Source organism: Thiohalobacter sp. (genome assembly GCF_027000115.1).
GTDB lineage: Bacteria > Pseudomonadota > Gammaproteobacteria > Thiohalobacterales > Thiohalobacteraceae > JALTON01.
In genome coordinates this window covers 1-16,991 of sequence record NZ_JALTON010000030.1, presented here as the reverse complement: position 1 = coordinate 16,991, position 16,991 = coordinate 1, and the positions used below count along the sequence as shown (strand labels likewise).

The following is a 16,991-nucleotide window of genomic DNA, read 5'->3' as shown; positions in this document are numbered from 1 at the left end:
ATCCAGGGGAGGACGTAATAGAGGCCGAGCAGCGCGAACACCGCGAGCGTGCGCAGACGCGCAAACACACCGTGTACCTCGCGCGGGTAGATCTTCTGGCGCTTCTGGTAGAGGACGTCCTCGATGTCGGCAGACGATTTGGAGGCGACCTTCTCGTTCATCGAAACCTGACCTCTCGGTGAGGACTTCAGAGTATTCGAATATAGTCGATCGGGCCCCATGGCGGCGTTGATCTGGGACAAGATTCGATCGACCCCGCACTGACAGGCACTGACGGCCCCGGTAGCTGAAATCGAAACGGCGGGCCGAAGCCCGCCGTTTCAGGGCCGCCGAAGGGCCGTTCAGGGCTTTGACGACGACAGGCTGTAGACGTAAGCGGCCAGCAGGTGGGCCTTGTCTTCGCCGAGGAAGTCGCGATGGGCCGGCATCTGGCCGTTGCGCCCTTCCGCGATGCTCTTGCGGATGCTGCCCGGCGACCCGCCGTAGAGCCATACACCGTCGGTCAGGTTGGGCGCCCCCAGGGCAGGATTACCGGTGGCGTCGGCGCCATGGCAGGCCGCGCACAGGGTCTGGAAACGCACCTTCCCTGCGCTGGCCTTCGCCGCGTCGCTGGCGCGGCCTGACAGCGACAGCACGTACTCGGTCACCTCGTCCAGGCCCTGTTCACCGAGCACGTCCTTCCACGCCGGCATCATCCCCTGGCGGCCATCGAGAATCGAGGTCTTGATGGCCTCGGGTGTGCCGCCGTACAGCCAGTCGTCATCGGCCAGGTTCGGAAAGCCGCGGGTACCGCGGGCATCGGAGCCATGGCAGACCGCGCAGTAGTTGAGGAACAGCCGCTGGCCGACCTTGACCGCCTGCGGATCCTTTGCCAGTCCCTCGATCGGCTGCTGGGCGAAGCGGGCGAAGATGGGATCGTACTTGGCTGCCGCTGCCTTCATTTCCGCCTCGTACTGGGACTCCTCGGTCCAGCCCAGAAAGCCGCGGAACTTGCCCAGCCCGGGGTAGGCCGCGAGATAGGCCAGCCCGAACACCAGCGTGATGTAGAACAGCCACAGCCACCAGCGCGGCAGGGGATTGTTGTACTCCTGCAGGGTCTCGTCCCAGGTGTGGCCGGTAACCTCGCCGCTGGCCGCCTCCCCGGCGCGCTTCTTCGCGGTCCAGCTGATCAGCCACCAGCAGGCCAGGATATTCGCCAGCGTCAGGGCAATCACCCACCAGTTCCAGAACTCGCTCGAAAATGCAAAATCATTCATGACCGGATTCCTTCTGCTTGTCCGCCGCCAGAGGCGTGTCGTCGTCGGCGAAGGGCAGGTTCGCTGCCTCGTCGAAGGCCTGCCGGCGCTTGTCGCTCCAGGCCCAGATCCACACGCCGATGAAGGCGGCAAAGACCAGTACGGTGAACAGGGAGCGGATGTCGTTGATGTCGATGTCCATGTTTCACCTCCGGGTCTTGATGGCCGTGCCCAGGTTCTGCAAATAGGCGATCAACGCGTCCAGTTCTGTCTTTCCGCGCACCGCATCCGCGGCCCCGGCGATATCGGCGTCTGTGTAGGGCACGCCCAGGGTGCGCATGACCTCCATCTTCTTCGCCGTGTGCCTGCCGTCGAGGACATTCTCCGCCAGCCAGGGGAATCCGGGCATGTTCGATTCCGGCACCACATCGCGCGGGTTGATCAGGTGTACCCGATGCCATTCGTCCGAGTAGCGGCCACCCACGCGGGCCAGGTCGGGTCCGGTACGCTTGGAGCCCCACTGGAAGGGGTGGTCGTAGACGAACTCGCCCGCCACCGAGTAGTGCCCGTAGCGTTCGGTCTCGGCCCGAAAGGGTCGGATCATCTGCGAGTGGCATACATAGCAGCCCTCGCGGATGTAGACGTCCCGCCCCTCGAGTTGCAGCGCGGTATAGGGCTTGAGCCCCTCCACCGGCTCGGTGGTGCTCTTGAGGAAGAACAGAGGCACGATTTCCACCAGGCCGCCGACGCTGATGACCAGGAGGATGAGGATGGCCATCAGGCCGACATTTTTTTCAACGACTTCATGACTCATGTCGATATCCTCCTCAGGCCGTCTGCGGGATCGGCGCTTCGACCGGACGCTGACCGGAAGCCGTCTTGATGGCGTTGTAGGCCATGATCAGCATGCCGGACAGGAACACGGCGCCACCCAGGAAGCGGACGAAGTAGTAGGGGTACATCGCCTCCAGGGACTCCACGAAGCTGTAGGTCAGGGTGCCGTCCTCGTTGACCGCGCGCCACATCAGGCCCTGCATGATGCCGGCGATCCACATGGAGGCGATGTACAGCACCACGCCAATGGTCGCGATCCAGAAGTGCAGGTCGATGAGCTTGATCGAATACATCTGTTCGCGGCCGAACATGCGCGGCAACAGATAGTACATGGCGCCTATGGACACCATGGCCACCCAGCCGAGTGCGCCGGAATGCACGTGACCGATGGTCCAGTCGGTGTAGTGCGAAAGCGCGTTCACCGTCTTGATCGACATCATCGGCCCCTCGAAAGTGGACATGCCATAGAAGGACAGGGAAACGATCAGGAATTTCAGGATGGGATCGTCACGCAGCTTGTGCCACGCACCCGAGAGGGTCATGATGCCGTTGATCATGCCGCCCCAGGAGGGCGCCAGCAGGATCAGCGAGAACACCATGCCCAGCGACTGGGTCCAGTCCGGCAGCGCGGTGTAATGCAGGTGATGGGGTCCGGCCCACATGTAGGTGGAGATCAGTGCCCAGAAGTGCACCACCGACAGTCGGTAGGAATACACCGGGCGATTCGCCTGCTTGGGCACGAAGTAGTACATCATGCCGAGGAAGCCCGCGGTCAGGAAGAAGCCCACGGCATTGTGTCCGTACCACCACTGCACCATGGCATCGATCGCGCCGGGGTAGACCGAGTAGGACTTGGTCAGGGTCACCGGCAGTGCCGCGCTGTTGACCACGTGCAGCACGGCAATGGTCAGGATGAAGGCGCCATAGAACCAGTTCGCCACATAGATGTGTTTGGTCCGGCGCTTCATGATGGTGCCGAAGAAGACGATGGCATAGGCCACCCAGACCACCGTGATCAGCAGGTCGATCGGCCACTCGAGTTCGGCGTATTCCTTGCTGGTGGTGATGCCCAGCGGCAGGGTCACCGCAGCCAGCACGATGATCAGCTGCCAGCCCCAGAAGGTGAAGGCTGCAAGGCCGTCCGAGAACAACCGGACCTGACAGGTGCGCTGCACGACGTAGTAGGACGTCGCGAACAGCGCCGAGCCGCCGAAGGCGAAGATGACGGCATTGGTGTGCAGGGGACGAAGCCGGCTGTAGGTCAGCCAGGGCAGGTCGAAGTTGAGTGCCGGCCATACCAGCTGGGCAGCGATGAACACGCCCACCAGCATGCCCACGATGCCCCAGACCACCGTCATCACGGTGAACTGGCGCACGACCTTGTAGTTGTAGGTGGTCGATGTATCCATTGGACAACCTCATCAGGACAGTGATTGACGACCGGCCGCGGGAACGGGGCCGGGTACGCGCTCTCTGTGTGTCCTGCCGCACTGGGGGAAACGCCGCTGCGGCAGATGACACAGGCACAAGGGTCCGTATTGCCCGCCGGGCGGACAATGACCCAAATCAACAAATCAGCGGAAACTGCGGGGGCAGGCGGGTTTCAGGCGCGGTGGCTGCAGCCGGGGTCGATGCCGGCCATGCGCTCGAGGCCGGCGAGGTCGTGGATCTGCACGTGCTTGCGGTCCACCGTCACCAGCCCCTCGCTCTGGAAGCGGGAGAACAGGCGGCTGACGGTTTCCACGGCCAGACCCAGATAATTGGCCATGTCAGTACGTGACATGCTGAGATTGAAGTCGACCGCGGAGAAATGGCGGTCCTGGAAGCGTCGGGAGAAGCGCAGCAGCAGCGCCGCCAGGCGCTCCTCGGCCGATTTCTTGCCCAGCCAGATCATCATGTCCTGGTCCTCCAGGATTTCGCGGCTCATGATGCGCAGCAGCTGGCGCTGCAGGCCGGGGATCTGGTTGCCCAGTTCCTCCAGCTTGTCGAAGGGGATCTCGCACACGCTGGTGGTCTCCAGCGCACGGGCCGAGCAGGGGTGCTGGTGGCTGGTGATGGCGTCGAGGCCGACGATCTCGCTGGGCAGGTGGAAGCCGGTGACCTGCTCGCGGCCATCGTCGGTGTGGGTATAGGTCTTCACCGAACCGGCGCGGACGGCATAGATGGCGCGGAAGGGATCCCCCTGCTGGAACAGGAACTCGCCGCGCTGGAAGGGCTTGCGGCGCTTGATGATGCTGTCCAGCGCCTCCATGTCCTCGTGCGCCAGCTCCAGCGGCAGGCAGAGTTCGTGCAGGCTGCAGGTCTCGCAGGCCGTGCGCATTTCTGCAAGACTGACGATCCTGGATGGAGTGGAGCTGCCCATTTCTGCTTCCCCCGGCAAGCGGTCGGATCCCGGCCACGGCTAACTGCATTATGGGCAGAAACCTTGATCGGGATCAAACGCATCGACGATGCCGAGGCCGTCCCGTTCCGGCTGCACGCATGACGGAATTCGTCAGCCGGCGGTTTGCGCGGGGCCGCTTTTCCGTTAGGATGGCGGCTGTGTCCGGTCTGTGCCTGCGGCCGCCCGGAAGCTGACCCCAAGCCACTGAATTCGAGATCCTTTCCAAATGAGCCAGCGCGAGGCGCACGTGAGGCGCGAAACCCTCGAGACCCGGATCGAGGTGCGTCTCGACCTGGACGGCAGCGGCAAGGCCCGGTTCGAGACAGGCGTCCCTTTCCTGGAGCACATGCTCGACCAGATCGCCCGCCACGGGCTGATCGATCTCGACATCCGCGCCACGGGCGATCTGCACATCGACGCCCACCACACGGTCGAGGACATCGGCATCACCCTGGGCCAGGCCATGTCCCGGGCGCTGGGCGACAAGAAGGGCATCCGCCGCTACGGCCACGCCTACGTGCCGCTGGACGAGGCCCTGGCGCGGGTGGTCATCGACTTCTCCGGCCGCCCCGGCCTGGAGTACGGGGTGAGCTTCCCGCGTGCCCGCATCGGCGATTTCGACGTGGACCTGGTCCACGAATTCTTCCAGGGCTTCGTCAATCATGCCCCCGCGACCCTGCACATCGACTGCCTGCGGGGCCGCAATGCCCACCACATCGCAGAGACGGTATTCAAGGCCTTCGGCCGTGCCGTGCGCATGGCGGTGGAACCGGATCCGCGCATGAGCGGCGTGGTGCCCTCGACCAAGGGGAGTCTCTGAGCCGCCGGTGCCTGCACGGGCCCCGGCCTGATCCCGCGCGCAGCCAGTCATCGCCATGAGCAGCGTCGTCGTCATCGATTATGGAATGGGCAACCTGCACTCGATCGCCAAGGCGCTCGAGCACGCGGGCGGACGGGTCGAGGTCAGTCGGGATCCGGCGCGCATCCGTGCCGCGGAGCGGCTGGTGTTCCCCGGCGTCGGCGCCATCCGCCACTGCATGGAGGAACTGGAGCGGCTGGAACTGGCCGAGCTGATCCGGGAGCAGGCAGGCCAGCGGCCGCTGCTGGGCGTGTGCCTGGGCATGCAGGCCATGCTGGATTTCTCCGAGGAAAACGAGGGCACCCGGGCCTTGGGCCTGTTTCCGGGCCGGGTGCGCCGTTTTCCCCAGGGGCTGACCGACGCCGCCGGCACGCCGCTGAAGGTACCGCACATGGGCTGGAACCAGGTCGAGACCTGCGCCCACCCGCTGTGGGACGGCATCGCCTCCGGCACCCGCTTCTATTTCGTGCACAGCTACTATGTCGATCCGGCGCGCGCGTCGGACGTGCGCGGCTGGACCGAATACGGACTGGGCTTTGCCTCGGCGATCGGCCGGGACAATGTCTTCGCCGTGCAGTTCCACCCGGAAAAGAGCCAGCAGGCCGGGCTGCGGCTGCTGGCCAATTTCCTGGCCTGGGATGGCACGGCCTGAGCGGACGCGGAGGACTCGGAACGAACCATCGTCGGGGGAAGAGGAGACATGCTGCTGATACCTGCCATCGATCTCAAGGACGGAAAGTGCGTGCGGCTGCGCCAGGGCCGGATGGAAGACGACACCGTGTTTTCGGATGACCCGCTGGCGGTCGCCGGTCGCTGGGTCGAGGCCGGCGCCCGGCGCCTGCATCTGGTGGACCTCAACGGCGCCTTTGCCGGCCGGCCGGTCAACGCCGAGGTCATTCACCGCATCGCTGAAGCCCATCCGGACCTGCCCATACAGGTGGGCGGCGGCATCCGTGACGAGGACACGGTGCAGGCCTACCTGGACGCCGGCGTGTCCTATGTCATCATCGGCACCAAGGCGGTGAGCGCCCCGCACTTCGTCAACGACCTGTGCATGGAGTTTCCGGGCCACATCATCGTCGGCCTGGACGCCAAGGACGGCAAGGTCGCCATCGACGGCTGGTCCAAGCTCTCCAACCACGATGTCATCGACATGGCCCAGCGCTTCGAACGCGATGGCGTCGAGGCCATCATCTACACCGACATCAGCCGCGACGGCATGATGACCGGTGTCAACGTCGATGCCACGGCCAGGCTCGCGCGTGCGGTCAACATCCCGGTGATTGCCTCCGGCGGCATCACCAATATCGATGACATCCGCGCCCTGTGCGCGGTCGCCGACGAGGGCATCGTCGGCGCCATTACCGGACGCGCCATCTACGAGGGCACGCTGGACTTTGCCGAGGGGCAGAAGCTGGCGGACGAGCTGACGGGATCCGACACCTGATGCAAAGGCGCCAGGATGCAAAGGGTGCGGGGTATTTCCCAGTGACGAGCGAAGGTCGTCTCGGCACTTCCTTGCGGTCTTCGCGCCTCTGCGCCTTTGCGTTGGAACGGTAACTGCAGCATGGGTCTCGCCAAACGCATCATCCCCTGTCTCGATGTCGACGCCGGCCGCGTGGTCAAGGGCGTGAAGTTCGTCGACATCCGTGACGCCGGCGATCCGGTGGAGATCGCGCGCCGCTACGACGAGCAGGGGGCCGACGAGCTGACCTTCCTCGATATCACGGCCAGTTCCGACGAGCGCGAGACCATGGTGCACGTGGTCGAGGAGGTCGCCGGACAGGTGTTCATCCCCCTCACCGTCGGCGGGGGCATCCGCGAGCCGGGCGACATCCGCCGCATGCTCAATGCCGGCGCCGACAAGGTGGCCATCAACACCGCCGCGGTCCATCGCCCGGAATTCGTGGGCGAGGCGGCGGAGCGCTTCGGTTCCCAGTGCATCGTGGTGGCCATCGATGCCAAGCAGGTCAGCGCCCCCGGGGAACCGCCGCGCTGGGAGATCTTCACCCACGGTGGCCGCAAGCCCACCGGGTTGGACGCCATCGACTGGGCCCGGCGCATGGTGGCGCTGGGCGCGGGCGAGATCCTGCTCACCAGCATGGATCGCGACGGCACCCGGGCCGGTTTCGACATCCCGCTGACCCGTGCCGTGGCCGATGCCGTCGAGGTGCCGGTGATTGCCTCGGGCGGCGTGGGAAATCTCGATCATCTGGTGGCAGGCGTCACCGAGGGCCGCGCCGATGCCGTGCTCGCCGCCAGCATCTTCCATTTCGGCGAATACAGCATCCGCCAAGCCAAGGAACACATGGCCGCCGCAGGCATCGAAGTCCGGTTATGAAGGCAAAATGCCCCAACGCAGAGGCGCAAAGGCGCCAAGGACGCGAAGAGATTCATGTCTTTCGTGGTGGGGGAACCCATTGCAGCCCGATTGCCAATCCGGGTTTGACCGGGACGGATGCGGGGTGTAATCCTTGTGCTCTTGGCGCCTCTGCGCCTCTGCGTCGGGTTTTCGCGCCATGAACTGGCTCGACGAGATCAAATGGACCGAGGACGGCCTGGTACCGGCCATCGCCCAGGACGCGGAAACGGGAGAGATCCTGATGTTCGCCTGGATGAACCGCGAGTCGCTGGCACTGACCGTCGCGCGGGGCGAGGCGGTGTACTGGTCGCGCTCGCGCGGCCGGCTGTGGCACAAGGGCGAGGAAAGCGGTCATGTACAGAAGGTCGCCGAGATCCGGGTGGACTGCGACAAGGACGTGGTGCTGCTGAAGATCGAGCAGAAGGGTGGCATCGCCTGCCATACCGGGCGGCGCAGCTGCTTCTATTTCCGGCTCGAGGACGGCCAATGGGTGCCGGTGGCGCCGGTGCTCAAGGATCCGGACCGGATCTACCGCAAGTGAACGCCGGAATGTCCGGCCGGCCCGGTGCGTCTCCCTCCTGCGCGCCGGCCTGACTCGGACCGACATGGGTAGGTACGCATGAGCGATATCCTGACACGGCTGGCCGAGGTCCTGGAGGCCCGCAAGGGCGCCGATCCGGACGACTCCTACGTCGCGCAGCTCTATCACCGCGGCCTGGACAGCATCCTCAAGAAGGTTGGCGAGGAGGCCGCCGAGACCCTGATCGCGGCCAAGGGCGGCGACCGCGAGCAGCTGGTTTATGAGACCGCGGATCTGTGGTTTCATACCTTGGTAATGCTTGCGCATCAGGGGCTTGGACCCGACGACGTGCTGGCCGAGCTGGGTCGGCGATTCGGCCTGTCCGGCCTGGAGGAAAAGGCCGCGCGCGACCGCAAATGACATGATTCCGCCGACTGGCGGAGGAGAGAGAAATGGGAATCAGTATCTGGCAGTTGCTCATCATCCTGGCCATCGTCCTCATCCTGTTCGGGGCCAAGCGCATCCGCAGCCTGGGCTCGGACCTGGGCACCGCGGTCAAGGGCTTCCGTGACGCGGTCAAGGAAGGCGAGGAAAAGGGCGCCGACGCCGAGAAGCTGGAGTCGCGCGAGGGCAAGACCATCGAGGGCGAAGCGACCCGAGAGAAGGACAAGGCCTGAGCCGATAGCCGACCATGTTCGACGTCGGGTTCTGGGAACTGGGGCTCATCATGGTGATCGCCCTGCTGGTGGTCGGGCCGGAACGCCTGCCCAGGCTCGCCCGTACTGCGGGCCTGTGGCTGGGCAAGGCACGCAGTGTGTTGCGCGGCGTCAAGGCCGAGATCGACCGCGAGATCGCAGCCGAGGAACTCAAGCAGCAGCTCGCCCGCCAGGCCGAGTCCGCCGGTCTGCACGAGATCATTGAAGAAACCGAAGGCCTCGCTGCCCAGGGCGAACGTCTGCTGAAGCCCGAGCCGCAGAAGCCCGCCGCCGCCCCCGAAGCCGAGCCGCAGTCCGCGCCCGAGCAGCCGGAACTGCCCGCCATGGATACCCCACAGGGCGATCGTGACCACACCTCCCGATAAGCCCGAGGCACCGGTCGAGGACCAGGAACAGCCCTTCATGTCGCATCTGCTGGAGCTGCGCGACCGGCTGATGCGCATGGTGCTGGCGGTGCTGGTCATCTTCCTGGCACTCAGCCCCTTCGCCAACCGCATCTTCTCTCTGTTGGCCGATCCGCTGACGCGGCATCTGCCCGCCGATACCTCGCTCATTGCGGTGGAGGTGATCGCCCCCTTCCTGATCCCGCTCAAGGCCACCCTGGTGCTGGCGATCTTCATCGCCATGCCCTATATCCTCAACCAGGCCTGGGCCTTCATCGCTCCGGGCCTCTACCGTCACGAGCGGCGCATGGTGCTGCCGCTGATGGTGTCCAGCACCCTGCTGTTCTATCTCGGTGCGGCCTTCGCCTATTTCGTCATCCTGCCGCTGTTGTCCATCTTCCTCACCGGCACCGCGCCGGAGGGCGTGGCGGTGACGCCCGACATCGGCAAGTATCTCGATTTCGAGCTGATGCTGTTCTTTGCCTTCGGCGCGGCCTTCGAGGTGCCGGTGGCGACCTTCGTGCTGGTCTGGCTGGGCATGACCACGCCGGAGGCACTGGCTTCCAAACGGCCCTACGTGGTGGTCGGCGCCTTCGTGATCGGCATGCTGCTCACCCCGCCCGACGTCATTTCCCAGACCCTGTTGGCCCTGCCCATGTGGCTGCTGTTCGAGGTCGGCATCTTCGCCTCCAGGGTATTTCTCCGGCGACGCGCTGCCGCGGCCGGGGAAGAGGACGAGGAAGACCGCCCTCTCACCGAGGCAGAGATGGACGAGGCGCTCGACCGCATCGAGGCCGAGGAAGCGGCGGCCGGGGGCAGTGATGCGCAAGAGGATGGCGCGGACCGCCGCTGAGCCGGGATGCCTTCTGCTGCTGCCGTGGCGAATCGGTCGGGCGCGGGACATCTTTCCCTGCCGGGCCGGTCATCCATGAACCCCGTCATTCGCCTCCTGCTCGCCTGCGCCCTGATCGGGTTGCCGCTGGCGGCGACGGCGCTGGAGAACCGGCTCGCCGGCGCGCCCTCGCCCTATCTGGCCATGCACGCGGACGATCCCGTGGCCTGGCAGCGCTGGTACCCCGGCGTGGTGGCGCAGGCCCGCCGGGAGGGTCGCCTGATCTTCATTTCCAGCGGCTACTTCAGCTGCCATTGGTGCCATGTCATGCAGCGCGAGAGCTTCCGGGATCCGGAGATCGCTGCGCTGCTCAACGAACACTACCTGCCGGTCAAGCTCGACCGCGAGCTGCATCCCGATCTCGACGCCCTGCTGATGGACTTTGTCGAGCACACCCGGGGCGCGGGCGGCTGGCCGCTCAACGTCTTTCTCACGCCCGACGGTTTCCCGCTGGTGGGTGTCGTGTACCTGCCGCGCGAGCATTTCGCCGGCCTCCTGCGCAGACTGGTCGGCGAATGGCGCAAGGATCCGCAAGGCCTGACCGAGCTCGCCCAGGGCGCCGCCGCCCGTCTCGCCCTGCCCCGGGCCGAGATCCATGGCCCGGTGCGCACGGACGATCTGGGCGAGCGACTGCTGGCCGAGGCCCTGGGGCGGTTCGACGAGTTCGACGGCGGTTTCGGGCAGGGACCGAAGTTCCCGATGGTGCCGCAGTGGCTGGCGCTGCTCGAGCGGCTGGCGCAGCGACCCGATCCGGACCTGCGCCAGGCCTTGACCCTGACCCTCGATCGCATGGCCGCCGGGGGGCTGTGCGACCATCTCGAGAGCGGTTTCTTCCGCTATGCCACCGACCCCGGCTGGCATACCCCGCACTTCGAGAAGATGCTCTACGACAACGCCCAGCTTGCCCGGCTCTACCTCTTGGCCGGCGCGCAACTGGGACGTCCCGACTGGCTGGAGATCGGTCGCGAGACGCTGACATTCATCGAAACTGCCCTGGCCGCGCCGGAGGGCGGTTACTGGTCCAGCTTCAGCGCGCAGGATGAGCAGGGTGTCGAGGGCGGCGTCTATCTGTGGGATGCCGAACGGCTGCGCGCGCAGGTGCCGCCTGCCGAGCGGCCCCGGCTCGATGCCTGGCTGGGCCTGGACCGGCCCGCACCCTTCGAGGCAGGCCATCTGCCGGTGCCGCAGCGCAGCGTCGCCGAACAGGCCGCGATAGAGGGCGTGAGCGCGGACGAGATCCGCCGCTGGTGGGCCAACCTGCGGGCGCGGCTGCTGGCGGTGCGCAGCCAGCGGACACGGCCGCTGGACGACAAGCGGCTGGCGGCCTGGAATGCCCTGGTATTGCGCGCCCAGGTCGCGGCCGCCGAGGTTCTGCCCGGCGATGGTGGCCGGGTGTGGGCCGAACGCGCCCGGCGCCAGGGCGCCACCCTGCTGCGGCTGTTCCACGGCCCGGGCGGCTGGCAGCGCACGCCCGAGGGCGCGTCCGCCACGCTCGAGGATCTGGCGCTGATGGCCGCCGCCCAGGTCGATCTGGCGCGGCTCGCCGGACGGCGGGACATGCTGGAGACGGCGCATGCGCTGGCGGCCGAGGCCTGGCGGCGCTTCTACGCCCATGGCCGCTGGCGGCTGGGCAACGACCACGGCCTGCCCTGGGGGGGTGGCCGCGCCGCAGTGGCCGACGATGCCCTCCCCGCACCGCCGGCGGTCCTGCTGACGGTCACCCGCCGGTTGCAGCAACAGGGCCTGGATCCGGCCCCGCAGGGCGCCTTCCGCGAGGCGCTCGATTCGGCTGCGCCCCTGGTCGCGGCCGCGCCCTTCCGGCATGCAAGCTGGGTGGCCCTTTACACGGTGAAAGCCCGCTAGCAGCCTGTCGGACTCAGGGCCAATCTACTGCGCCGATGGGAGAGCGGACCGAATCGCCCCGCTTTCTCGGAGCAATGTCACATGATGCGCCTCGAAATCGTGAAGATTCGTTCTCGCTCTCCCACCCTGCTCGCTACGATCGCCTAAGTCCGACAGGCTGCCAGGTCAGCGCCGATAGCGCATGCGCGTCCCGTGTTCGAGCGACAGGGCGATCTCCTCGGGCGCGAGCTCGGCCGGGAACAAGCAGCCCGAGATCTTGGAGCCGTGGATGCTGGCGCCCTCGAGATTGGTTTCGGAGAAGTCGATGCCGCGCAGGTCGGCCTGACGGAGGTAGCTGCTGGAAAGATCCAAACCGCGGGCATCGAGGCCGCGGAGATCGACGCCGCGCAGGTCGACGCCGCTGAGGGTACAGGTCTCGCCCGCGGCACGGCGCTCGTTGAACTCTCCGGTCTTGCTGTCACGCAGCAACTGGTACAGCGGGTCGTCGCTGATGACGGGTTTCTTTTCGCTCATTCCGGTTCCTCCCTCCCTCTGTCACCACACACTATACCGCAGTTACGGATCCGGACTTCGCCGGCTGCGCCCGCTCGCCGCGATGCAGCCAGTGGTAGAGCACCGGGATCAACAGCAGGGTCACGGCCAGGGAATAGCTCAGCCCCCAGATCATGGTCTGTGCCAGCGGTGCCAGCATCTCAGAGCCCTGGCCGAGGCCGAGCGACAGCGGCAGCAGGCCCACCACGGTGGTGAGCGTGGTCATGAGAATGGGCCGCAGGCGCTGGGCGCCGGCCTCGGCCACGGCCTCGGCGAAACCAAGCCCGCGTTCGCGCGCGAGCTCGATGTATTCGACGAACACGATGGCATTGTTGACCACGATGCCGGCCAGCATGATCAGCCCCAGCCATACCGGCATCGACAGCGGCGTCTCGAAGGCCGTCAGTGCCCAGGCCGCACCAGTGGCGGCAAAGGGCACGCCGAGCAGGATCACCAGGGGGTTGCGCAGCGACTCGTACTGCACCGCCATCACCACGAATACCAGAAACAGCGCCAGCCCCAGCAGGGTCTGGCTGGTGCGGCGTCCCTTCTCCAGTTCGCGAAACACACCGGCATCGTAGATACGGTAGCCGTCCGGCAGGTCGATACTGGCCAGACGTCCTGCCACATCGGCCTGGATCTCGTCCAGGGTGCGCGCCTCGGTGAGTGACGCGGTCACCTCGACCGTGCGCTGCTGCTGGTCGCGCAGGATGGTGACCGGGGCATCCACCAGTCCGACCTCGGCGACATCGCCGAGGCGGACCTCGCTGTGCCTGCCATTGCCGGCGAACAGCACCAGACCACGGAGATCGTCCACCCCTCCGAGCACCGCGTGCGGCAGCCGCAGCCGGATGTCGAACTTGCGGTCGCCTTCCACGTAGTCGCTGACCACCCGGCCCTGCAGCGCCAGGCCCACGGCGTCGCCGATCTCCTGCACCGACAGGCCCAGAAGCGCCGCGCGTGCGCGATCAACCTCGATGGCCAGTTCCTGGTGAACCTCCTCGCCGGAGAAGGTGGCGTTGCGCAGGCCCGGCACCGCTTCGAGGAGATCGGCGATGCGCCGGCCCAGGGCATGGAGGACATCCAGATCGGCGCCCTGTATGCGCAGGGTGATGTCGTCGTCGCCACCACCGACCCGCAGACCGCGCAGACCGCGCACCTTCATGCGCACCCGGTAGCCGGCCAGCCCCAGTCGCTCGATCTCGCCGCTCATGTTGCGGATCCATGCCTGCGAGTCATAGCGGCCCCGGGCATCCGGATGGAGCTGTACGTACATGGACGCCCGGCTGGGCAGCTCGCGTTCCGTGCGGCCGAAGATGAAGCCGCCGGTGACCACGAACACATCGCGCACCTCGGGTCGCGACAGGAAAAGCTGCTCCAGCCGGCGCACGCTGGCATCCATGGGTTCCAGCGCGGTGCCGGGGTCACCGGTGATGCCCACATAGACCCGGCCGTCGTCCAGCGGTGGCAGGAAGATCTGTTTCTCTTCCAGCCAGGGCGGCACCTTCCAGGCGAACAGGCCGACGAACAGGACCAGCACCAGCCACTGCCAGGTTCGCCGCTCGAGCAGGCATGTAAGCAGGGCGGCGTAGCGGTCGCCCAGCCAGGCCATGCCGGCATCCAGCCGCTGGCGCCAGCTAGGTGTCCGCCCGCCGAGCCCCAAGTTGGCCGCCCAGGCCGGCACCAGGGTCAGCGCCACCAGCATGGCCGCAAACACGGCCGAGGCCACGGTGAAGATCAGTTCCCGGAACAGCAGGCCGACCAGGCCGCCGATGAACAGGAAGGGCAGGATGGCGGCGAGATTGGTGGCCGTGGCGGCGACGATGGCGCTGTTGACCTCCTGTGCGGCCTGCACGCCGGCCTCGGCCGGCGCCTCGCCCATGCGCTGATGACGCTGGATGTTTTCCAGCATCACGATGGTGCTGTCGACCAGCATGCCGATGCCCACGGCCAGCCCGCCCAGGGTCATGATGTTCAGCGTCAGGCCGCCAAGGGCCATGGCGATGAAGGTGACCAGCAGGGCGATGGGAATGGCGCTACCGATGATCAGGGTGCGGCGCAGGTCGCCGAGGAACAGGTATACCACCAGCATGGCCAGCAAGGCGCCGGAAAGCGCGGCCATGCGCGCGTTGTCCAGCGCCTGGCGCACATGGACCGCCTGGTCCGCGACCGGGTGCACCGCCACGTCGGCCGGCAACAGGCCGCTGGCGCGCATCCAGGCCAGCCGCTCGTTGACGGCATCGACCACCGCTACCGTGTTCGCGGTCGGCTGTTTCTGGATGGAGATCTTGACCCCGGGGATGCGATTGAAACGTACACGCAGGCGTTCGTCCTCGTGGGTATCCAGCACCTGTGCCACCTCGGCCAGCGGCAGGATGCTGCCGTCGGCCAGCACCAGCGGCAGCTCGCGCAGGCCGGCCGCCGAGTCGAAGCGGCCCGCGGTGCGCGTGCCGTATTCGCGGCTGCCGGTGCTCAGCCGTCCGCCCGGCAACTCGCGGTTGCCCTCGCGGATGGCCTCCTCCAGGTCCTCCAGGGTCAGGCCCACGGCCGCCAGCCGTTCCAGGTCCGGCAGCACCTGGATTTCCCGGATCAGGCCGCCGCCCACTTCCACCGCCGCCACCCCGGGCAGGTTGAGAAACCACTTGGCGAACACATGGTCGACCCAGTCACGGAGAGCGACCGGATCGCGCAGCTCGGAACTGACCACGAACTCCGCCACCGGGATCTGCGAGGGGTCGCGCTTGTAGATGATGGGCGGGTCGATGGTGTCCGGCAGGAAGCGCTTGGCGCGATCCAGCCGGGTGCTGGCATCACGCAGCGCGGCGTCGATGTCGGTGCCGTAGGGGAAGGACAGGTCGACGGACGAGGCCCCTGCGCTGCTGCGCGAGCGTACCGAGATGGCACCCTCGGTGATGGCGAGCTGTTCCTCCACCTGGCGTGTGACCTGGTCCTCCATGATCCGCGCGGGCACCCCCGGGTCGAGGATGCGCACGCGGATTTCCGGATAGATGATGTGCGGCAGCAGGTCCACCGCCAGTCGCTGGTAGACCAGCACGCCCACCACCACCAGCGCCAGCACGATCAGGGTCACGCCGATGGGGTGGCGGATCGACCAGGCCGCCAATCCGCCGCTGCGCAGCAAGGCCTGCGGGCCGCGGGCGCTGCTCATGGCGTGTGGTCGCTGCTCGCGCCGGCCTCGCGCACCGGCCGGCCATCGGCCAGGCCCAGGAAGCCGCGGGTGACGATACGCGTGCCGGGCGCCAGGCCATCGAGGATCTCGACGCGGTCACCGAGCAGGGCGCCGGTCCGAACCGGGGTGCGCAGCGCCTTGCCGTCCTCGACCCGGTAGACGTGGCTGCCCGCATTGTCCCGGCGCACCGCGGCCATCGGGACCACCAGCCGTTGCTGCGGCGGCGCGCCCAGCCGGACCCGGCAGAGCTGGCCGGGCAGCGCGCCCTCGGGCAGCGGATCCAGCCGCACCTCCACCCGGCCCTGGCCGCTGGCCGGGTCGATGGTCGGGAAGACCCGGCTGATGCGGCCGGTGAAGGGATGGTCGCCGAGGGCGTCGATACGCACCTCGACCGCTGCCTCGGGGTCGAGTTCGGCCAGCAGGCGCTCCGAAACCGCCACGTCCACCACCAGCGAGCCCGGATCGATGAGGGTCAGCAGGTGTGTGAAGGCGGAGACGGCGTCCCCGGGTTCGGCGCGGCGTTCGCTGACGACGCCGGCGAAGGGAGCGCGGATCTCGGTATAGCCCAGGCGGGTACGCAGCAGCGCGACCTCGGCCTCGGCCACCTTGAGCGCGGTTTCGGCGATCTCGCGCTGGTCGTCCGAGGCCAGGTTGCGCCGCGCCAGCCGGGTGATCCGGGCCAGATCCTGGCGCGCGCGTTCGCGTTCGGCCTCGGCCTTGGCCAGTTCGGCGCGCAGCAAGCGGTCGTCGAGGCGGACCAGGCGCTGGCCGGCCGTCACGGCGTCGCCCTCGAACACCGGCAGTTCCAGGATGCGGCCGGCCTCCTCGTTGTGCAGGCGGGTGGTCCGCCGTGCGCGCAGGCGGCCGGTGCGTTCGCGGGTCAGGGCCACCGCCTGGGTCGTGACCACCCGGGTTTCGACCGCCACCGGCTTCTGGCCGCGGCTGCGCGGTACGGGCGGTTCGGGCTCCGTGCCGCAGCCACCCAGCATGAGCAGCATGACCAGCGGCAGCGCGATGTTTTTCAGAGGCTTGTGGCGTATCGACATGAGCTGGATGGTAGCAGCAGGACCGGGCCGCGGGATAGCGTCTGCGCTACCCCGCATATTGCACCAGGGGCTGCGGATGATGGCGGATTTGCAGCCGGGCTCGGGGGATGCTGGAGCGAAAGCCGTAGCCGTCGCTACGGCTTGAGTGAAGCACCCCCGAGGCCGAGCGAAAATCCG

At 67.1% G+C, this 16,991-nt stretch carries 18 protein-coding genes; 10 read left to right on the top strand and 8 right to left on the bottom strand.

Annotation, left to right across the window (positions count from 1 at the left end; translation table 11 throughout):
* Positions 1–341: 341 nt before the first annotated feature.
* From ccoP to fnr, 5 genes are all read right to left on the bottom strand, one after another.
* A complete protein-coding gene (ccoP, locus tag MVF76_RS04625; RefSeq protein ID WP_297527623.1) occupies positions 342–1,256 on the bottom strand; it encodes a cytochrome-c oxidase, cbb3-type subunit III in 915 nt (304 codons plus the stop codon).
* Positions 1,249–1,431 (bottom strand): cbb3-type cytochrome oxidase subunit 3, encoded by a 183-nt coding sequence (locus MVF76_RS04620; protein WP_317622931.1) that lies wholly within the window; start codon positions 1,429–1,431, stop codon positions 1,249–1,251. Before MVF76_RS04620 ends, ccoP begins: the two co-directional genes overlap by 8 nt.
* A 9-nt stretch (positions 1,432–1,440) precedes the next feature.
* Entirely contained in the window at positions 1,441–2,049 is a 609-nt protein-coding gene (gene ccoO / locus MVF76_RS04615) for a cytochrome-c oxidase, cbb3-type subunit II (RefSeq protein WP_297527621.1), read from the bottom strand.
* A gap of 13 nt (positions 2,050–2,062) precedes the next feature.
* A complete protein-coding gene (ccoN, locus tag MVF76_RS04610; RefSeq protein WP_297527620.1) occupies positions 2,063–3,478 on the bottom strand; it encodes a cytochrome-c oxidase, cbb3-type subunit I in 1,416 nt (471 codons plus the stop codon).
* A 194-nt stretch (positions 3,479–3,672) separates the two neighbouring features.
* Positions 3,673–4,431 (bottom strand): fumarate/nitrate reduction transcriptional regulator Fnr, encoded by a 759-nt coding sequence (gene fnr / locus MVF76_RS04605; RefSeq protein ID WP_297527619.1) that lies wholly within the window; start codon positions 4,429–4,431, stop codon positions 3,673–3,675.
* 247 nt (positions 4,432–4,678) lie between these two features.
* Between fnr and hisB the strand changes: the two genes are divergently transcribed.
* The 10 genes from hisB (at position 4,679) to MVF76_RS04555 (ending at position 12,047) form a co-directional block, all read left to right on the top strand.
* Positions 4,679–5,272, top strand: a complete 594-nt coding sequence (gene hisB, locus MVF76_RS04600) for an imidazoleglycerol-phosphate dehydratase HisB (RefSeq protein WP_297527618.1) — start codon at positions 4,679–4,681, stop codon at positions 5,270–5,272.
* Between the two features lie 55 nt (positions 5,273–5,327).
* Positions 5,328–5,963, top strand: coding sequence for an imidazole glycerol phosphate synthase subunit HisH (gene hisH, locus MVF76_RS04595; RefSeq protein ID WP_297527617.1), 636 nt, complete (start codon positions 5,328–5,330; stop codon positions 5,961–5,963).
* Positions 5,964–6,011: 48 nt separating this feature from the next.
* Complete coding sequence (gene hisA, locus MVF76_RS04590) at positions 6,012–6,758, top strand: 1-(5-phosphoribosyl)-5-[(5-phosphoribosylamino)methylideneamino]imidazole-4-carboxamide isomerase (protein WP_297527616.1); 747 nt, start codon at positions 6,012–6,014, stop codon at positions 6,756–6,758.
* Positions 6,759–6,878: 120 nt separating this feature from the next.
* Positions 6,879–7,652 (top strand): imidazole glycerol phosphate synthase subunit HisF, encoded by a 774-nt coding sequence (gene hisF, locus MVF76_RS04585; RefSeq protein WP_297527615.1) that lies wholly within the window; start codon positions 6,879–6,881, stop codon positions 7,650–7,652.
* Positions 7,653–7,830: 178 nt separating this feature from the next.
* Positions 7,831–8,214, top strand: coding sequence for a phosphoribosyl-AMP cyclohydrolase (gene hisI, locus MVF76_RS04580; protein WP_297527614.1), 384 nt, complete (start codon positions 7,831–7,833; stop codon positions 8,212–8,214).
* Positions 8,215–8,292: 78 nt separating this feature from the next.
* Positions 8,293–8,613: a phosphoribosyl-ATP diphosphatase gene (locus MVF76_RS04575; protein WP_297527613.1), complete on the top strand. Its 321-nt coding sequence runs from the start codon at positions 8,293–8,295 to the stop codon at positions 8,611–8,613.
* A 32-nt stretch (positions 8,614–8,645) separates the two neighbouring features.
* Positions 8,646–8,870: a twin-arginine translocase TatA/TatE family subunit gene (tatA, locus tag MVF76_RS04570; RefSeq protein ID WP_297527612.1), complete on the top strand. Its 225-nt coding sequence runs from the start codon at positions 8,646–8,648 to the stop codon at positions 8,868–8,870.
* A gap of 14 nt (positions 8,871–8,884) precedes the next feature.
* The gene (gene tatB, locus MVF76_RS04565) at positions 8,885–9,274 is read left to right on the top strand and encodes a Sec-independent protein translocase protein TatB (RefSeq protein ID WP_297527611.1); all 390 of its coding nucleotides are present in this window, start codon (positions 8,885–8,887) and stop codon (positions 9,272–9,274) included.
* Positions 9,255–10,145 carry a twin-arginine translocase subunit TatC gene (tatC, locus tag MVF76_RS04560; protein WP_317622930.1) on the top strand — a complete coding sequence of 297 codons (891 nt, stop codon included), beginning with the start codon at positions 9,255–9,257 and terminating at the stop codon, positions 10,143–10,145. Before tatB ends, tatC begins: the two co-directional genes overlap by 20 nt.
* Before the next feature lie 75 nt (positions 10,146–10,220).
* Entirely contained in the window at positions 10,221–12,047 is a 1,827-nt protein-coding gene (locus MVF76_RS04555) for a thioredoxin domain-containing protein (protein ID WP_297527610.1), read from the top strand.
* Between the two features lie 165 nt (positions 12,048–12,212).
* On the opposite strand, the gene MVF76_RS04550 is transcribed toward MVF76_RS04555, so the two are convergent.
* From MVF76_RS04550 to MVF76_RS04540, 3 genes are read right to left on the bottom strand one after another with little or no spacing between them, the layout of a single operon-like run.
* Entirely contained in the window at positions 12,213–12,560 is a 348-nt protein-coding gene (locus MVF76_RS04550) for a pentapeptide repeat-containing protein (RefSeq protein WP_297527609.1), read from the bottom strand.
* A 31-nt stretch (positions 12,561–12,591) separates the two neighbouring features.
* Positions 12,592–15,747: an efflux RND transporter permease subunit gene (locus MVF76_RS04545; RefSeq protein WP_297527608.1), complete on the bottom strand. Its 3,156-nt coding sequence runs from the start codon at positions 15,745–15,747 to the stop codon at positions 12,592–12,594.
* Positions 15,744–16,814 (bottom strand): efflux RND transporter periplasmic adaptor subunit, encoded by a 1,071-nt coding sequence (locus tag MVF76_RS04540; RefSeq protein ID WP_297527607.1) that lies wholly within the window; start codon positions 16,812–16,814, stop codon positions 15,744–15,746. Before MVF76_RS04540 ends, MVF76_RS04545 begins: the two co-directional genes overlap by 4 nt.
* Positions 16,815–16,991 lie beyond the last annotated feature (177 nt).

Excerpts from the sequence above, each read along its gene's own strand:
- ccoP (WP_297527623.1), bottom strand. The coding sequence starts at position 1,256 with ATGAATGATTTTGCATTTTCGAGCGAGTTCTGGAACTGGTGGGTGATT.
- ccoO (WP_297527621.1), bottom strand. The coding sequence starts at position 2,049 with ATGAGTCATGAAGTCGTTGAAAAAAATGTCGGCCTGATGGCCATCCTC.
- ccoN (WP_297527620.1), bottom strand. The coding sequence starts at position 3,478 with ATGGATACATCGACCACCTACAACTACAAGGTCGTGCGCCAGTTCACC.
- fnr (WP_297527619.1), bottom strand. The coding sequence starts at position 4,431 with ATGGGCAGCTCCACTCCATCCAGGATCGTCAGTCTTGCAGAAATGCGC.
- hisB (WP_297527618.1), top strand. The coding sequence starts at position 4,679 with ATGAGCCAGCGCGAGGCGCACGTGAGGCGCGAAACCCTCGAGACCCGG.
- hisH (WP_297527617.1), top strand. The coding sequence starts at position 5,328 with ATGAGCAGCGTCGTCGTCATCGATTATGGAATGGGCAACCTGCACTCG.
- hisA (WP_297527616.1), top strand. The coding sequence starts at position 6,012 with ATGCTGCTGATACCTGCCATCGATCTCAAGGACGGAAAGTGCGTGCGG.
- hisF (WP_297527615.1), top strand. The coding sequence starts at position 6,879 with ATGGGTCTCGCCAAACGCATCATCCCCTGTCTCGATGTCGACGCCGGC.
- hisI (WP_297527614.1), top strand. The coding sequence starts at position 7,831 with ATGAACTGGCTCGACGAGATCAAATGGACCGAGGACGGCCTGGTACCG.
- MVF76_RS04575 (WP_297527613.1), top strand. The coding sequence starts at position 8,293 with ATGAGCGATATCCTGACACGGCTGGCCGAGGTCCTGGAGGCCCGCAAG.
- tatA (WP_297527612.1), top strand. The coding sequence starts at position 8,646 with ATGGGAATCAGTATCTGGCAGTTGCTCATCATCCTGGCCATCGTCCTC.
- tatB (WP_297527611.1), top strand. The coding sequence starts at position 8,885 with ATGTTCGACGTCGGGTTCTGGGAACTGGGGCTCATCATGGTGATCGCC.
- MVF76_RS04555 (WP_297527610.1), top strand. The coding sequence starts at position 10,221 with ATGAACCCCGTCATTCGCCTCCTGCTCGCCTGCGCCCTGATCGGGTTG.
- MVF76_RS04550 (WP_297527609.1), bottom strand. The coding sequence starts at position 12,560 with ATGAGCGAAAAGAAACCCGTCATCAGCGACGACCCGCTGTACCAGTTG.
- MVF76_RS04545 (WP_297527608.1), bottom strand. The coding sequence starts at position 15,747 with ATGAGCAGCGCCCGCGGCCCGCAGGCCTTGCTGCGCAGCGGCGGATTG.
- MVF76_RS04540 (WP_297527607.1), bottom strand. The coding sequence starts at position 16,814 with ATGTCGATACGCCACAAGCCTCTGAAAAACATCGCGCTGCCGCTGGTC.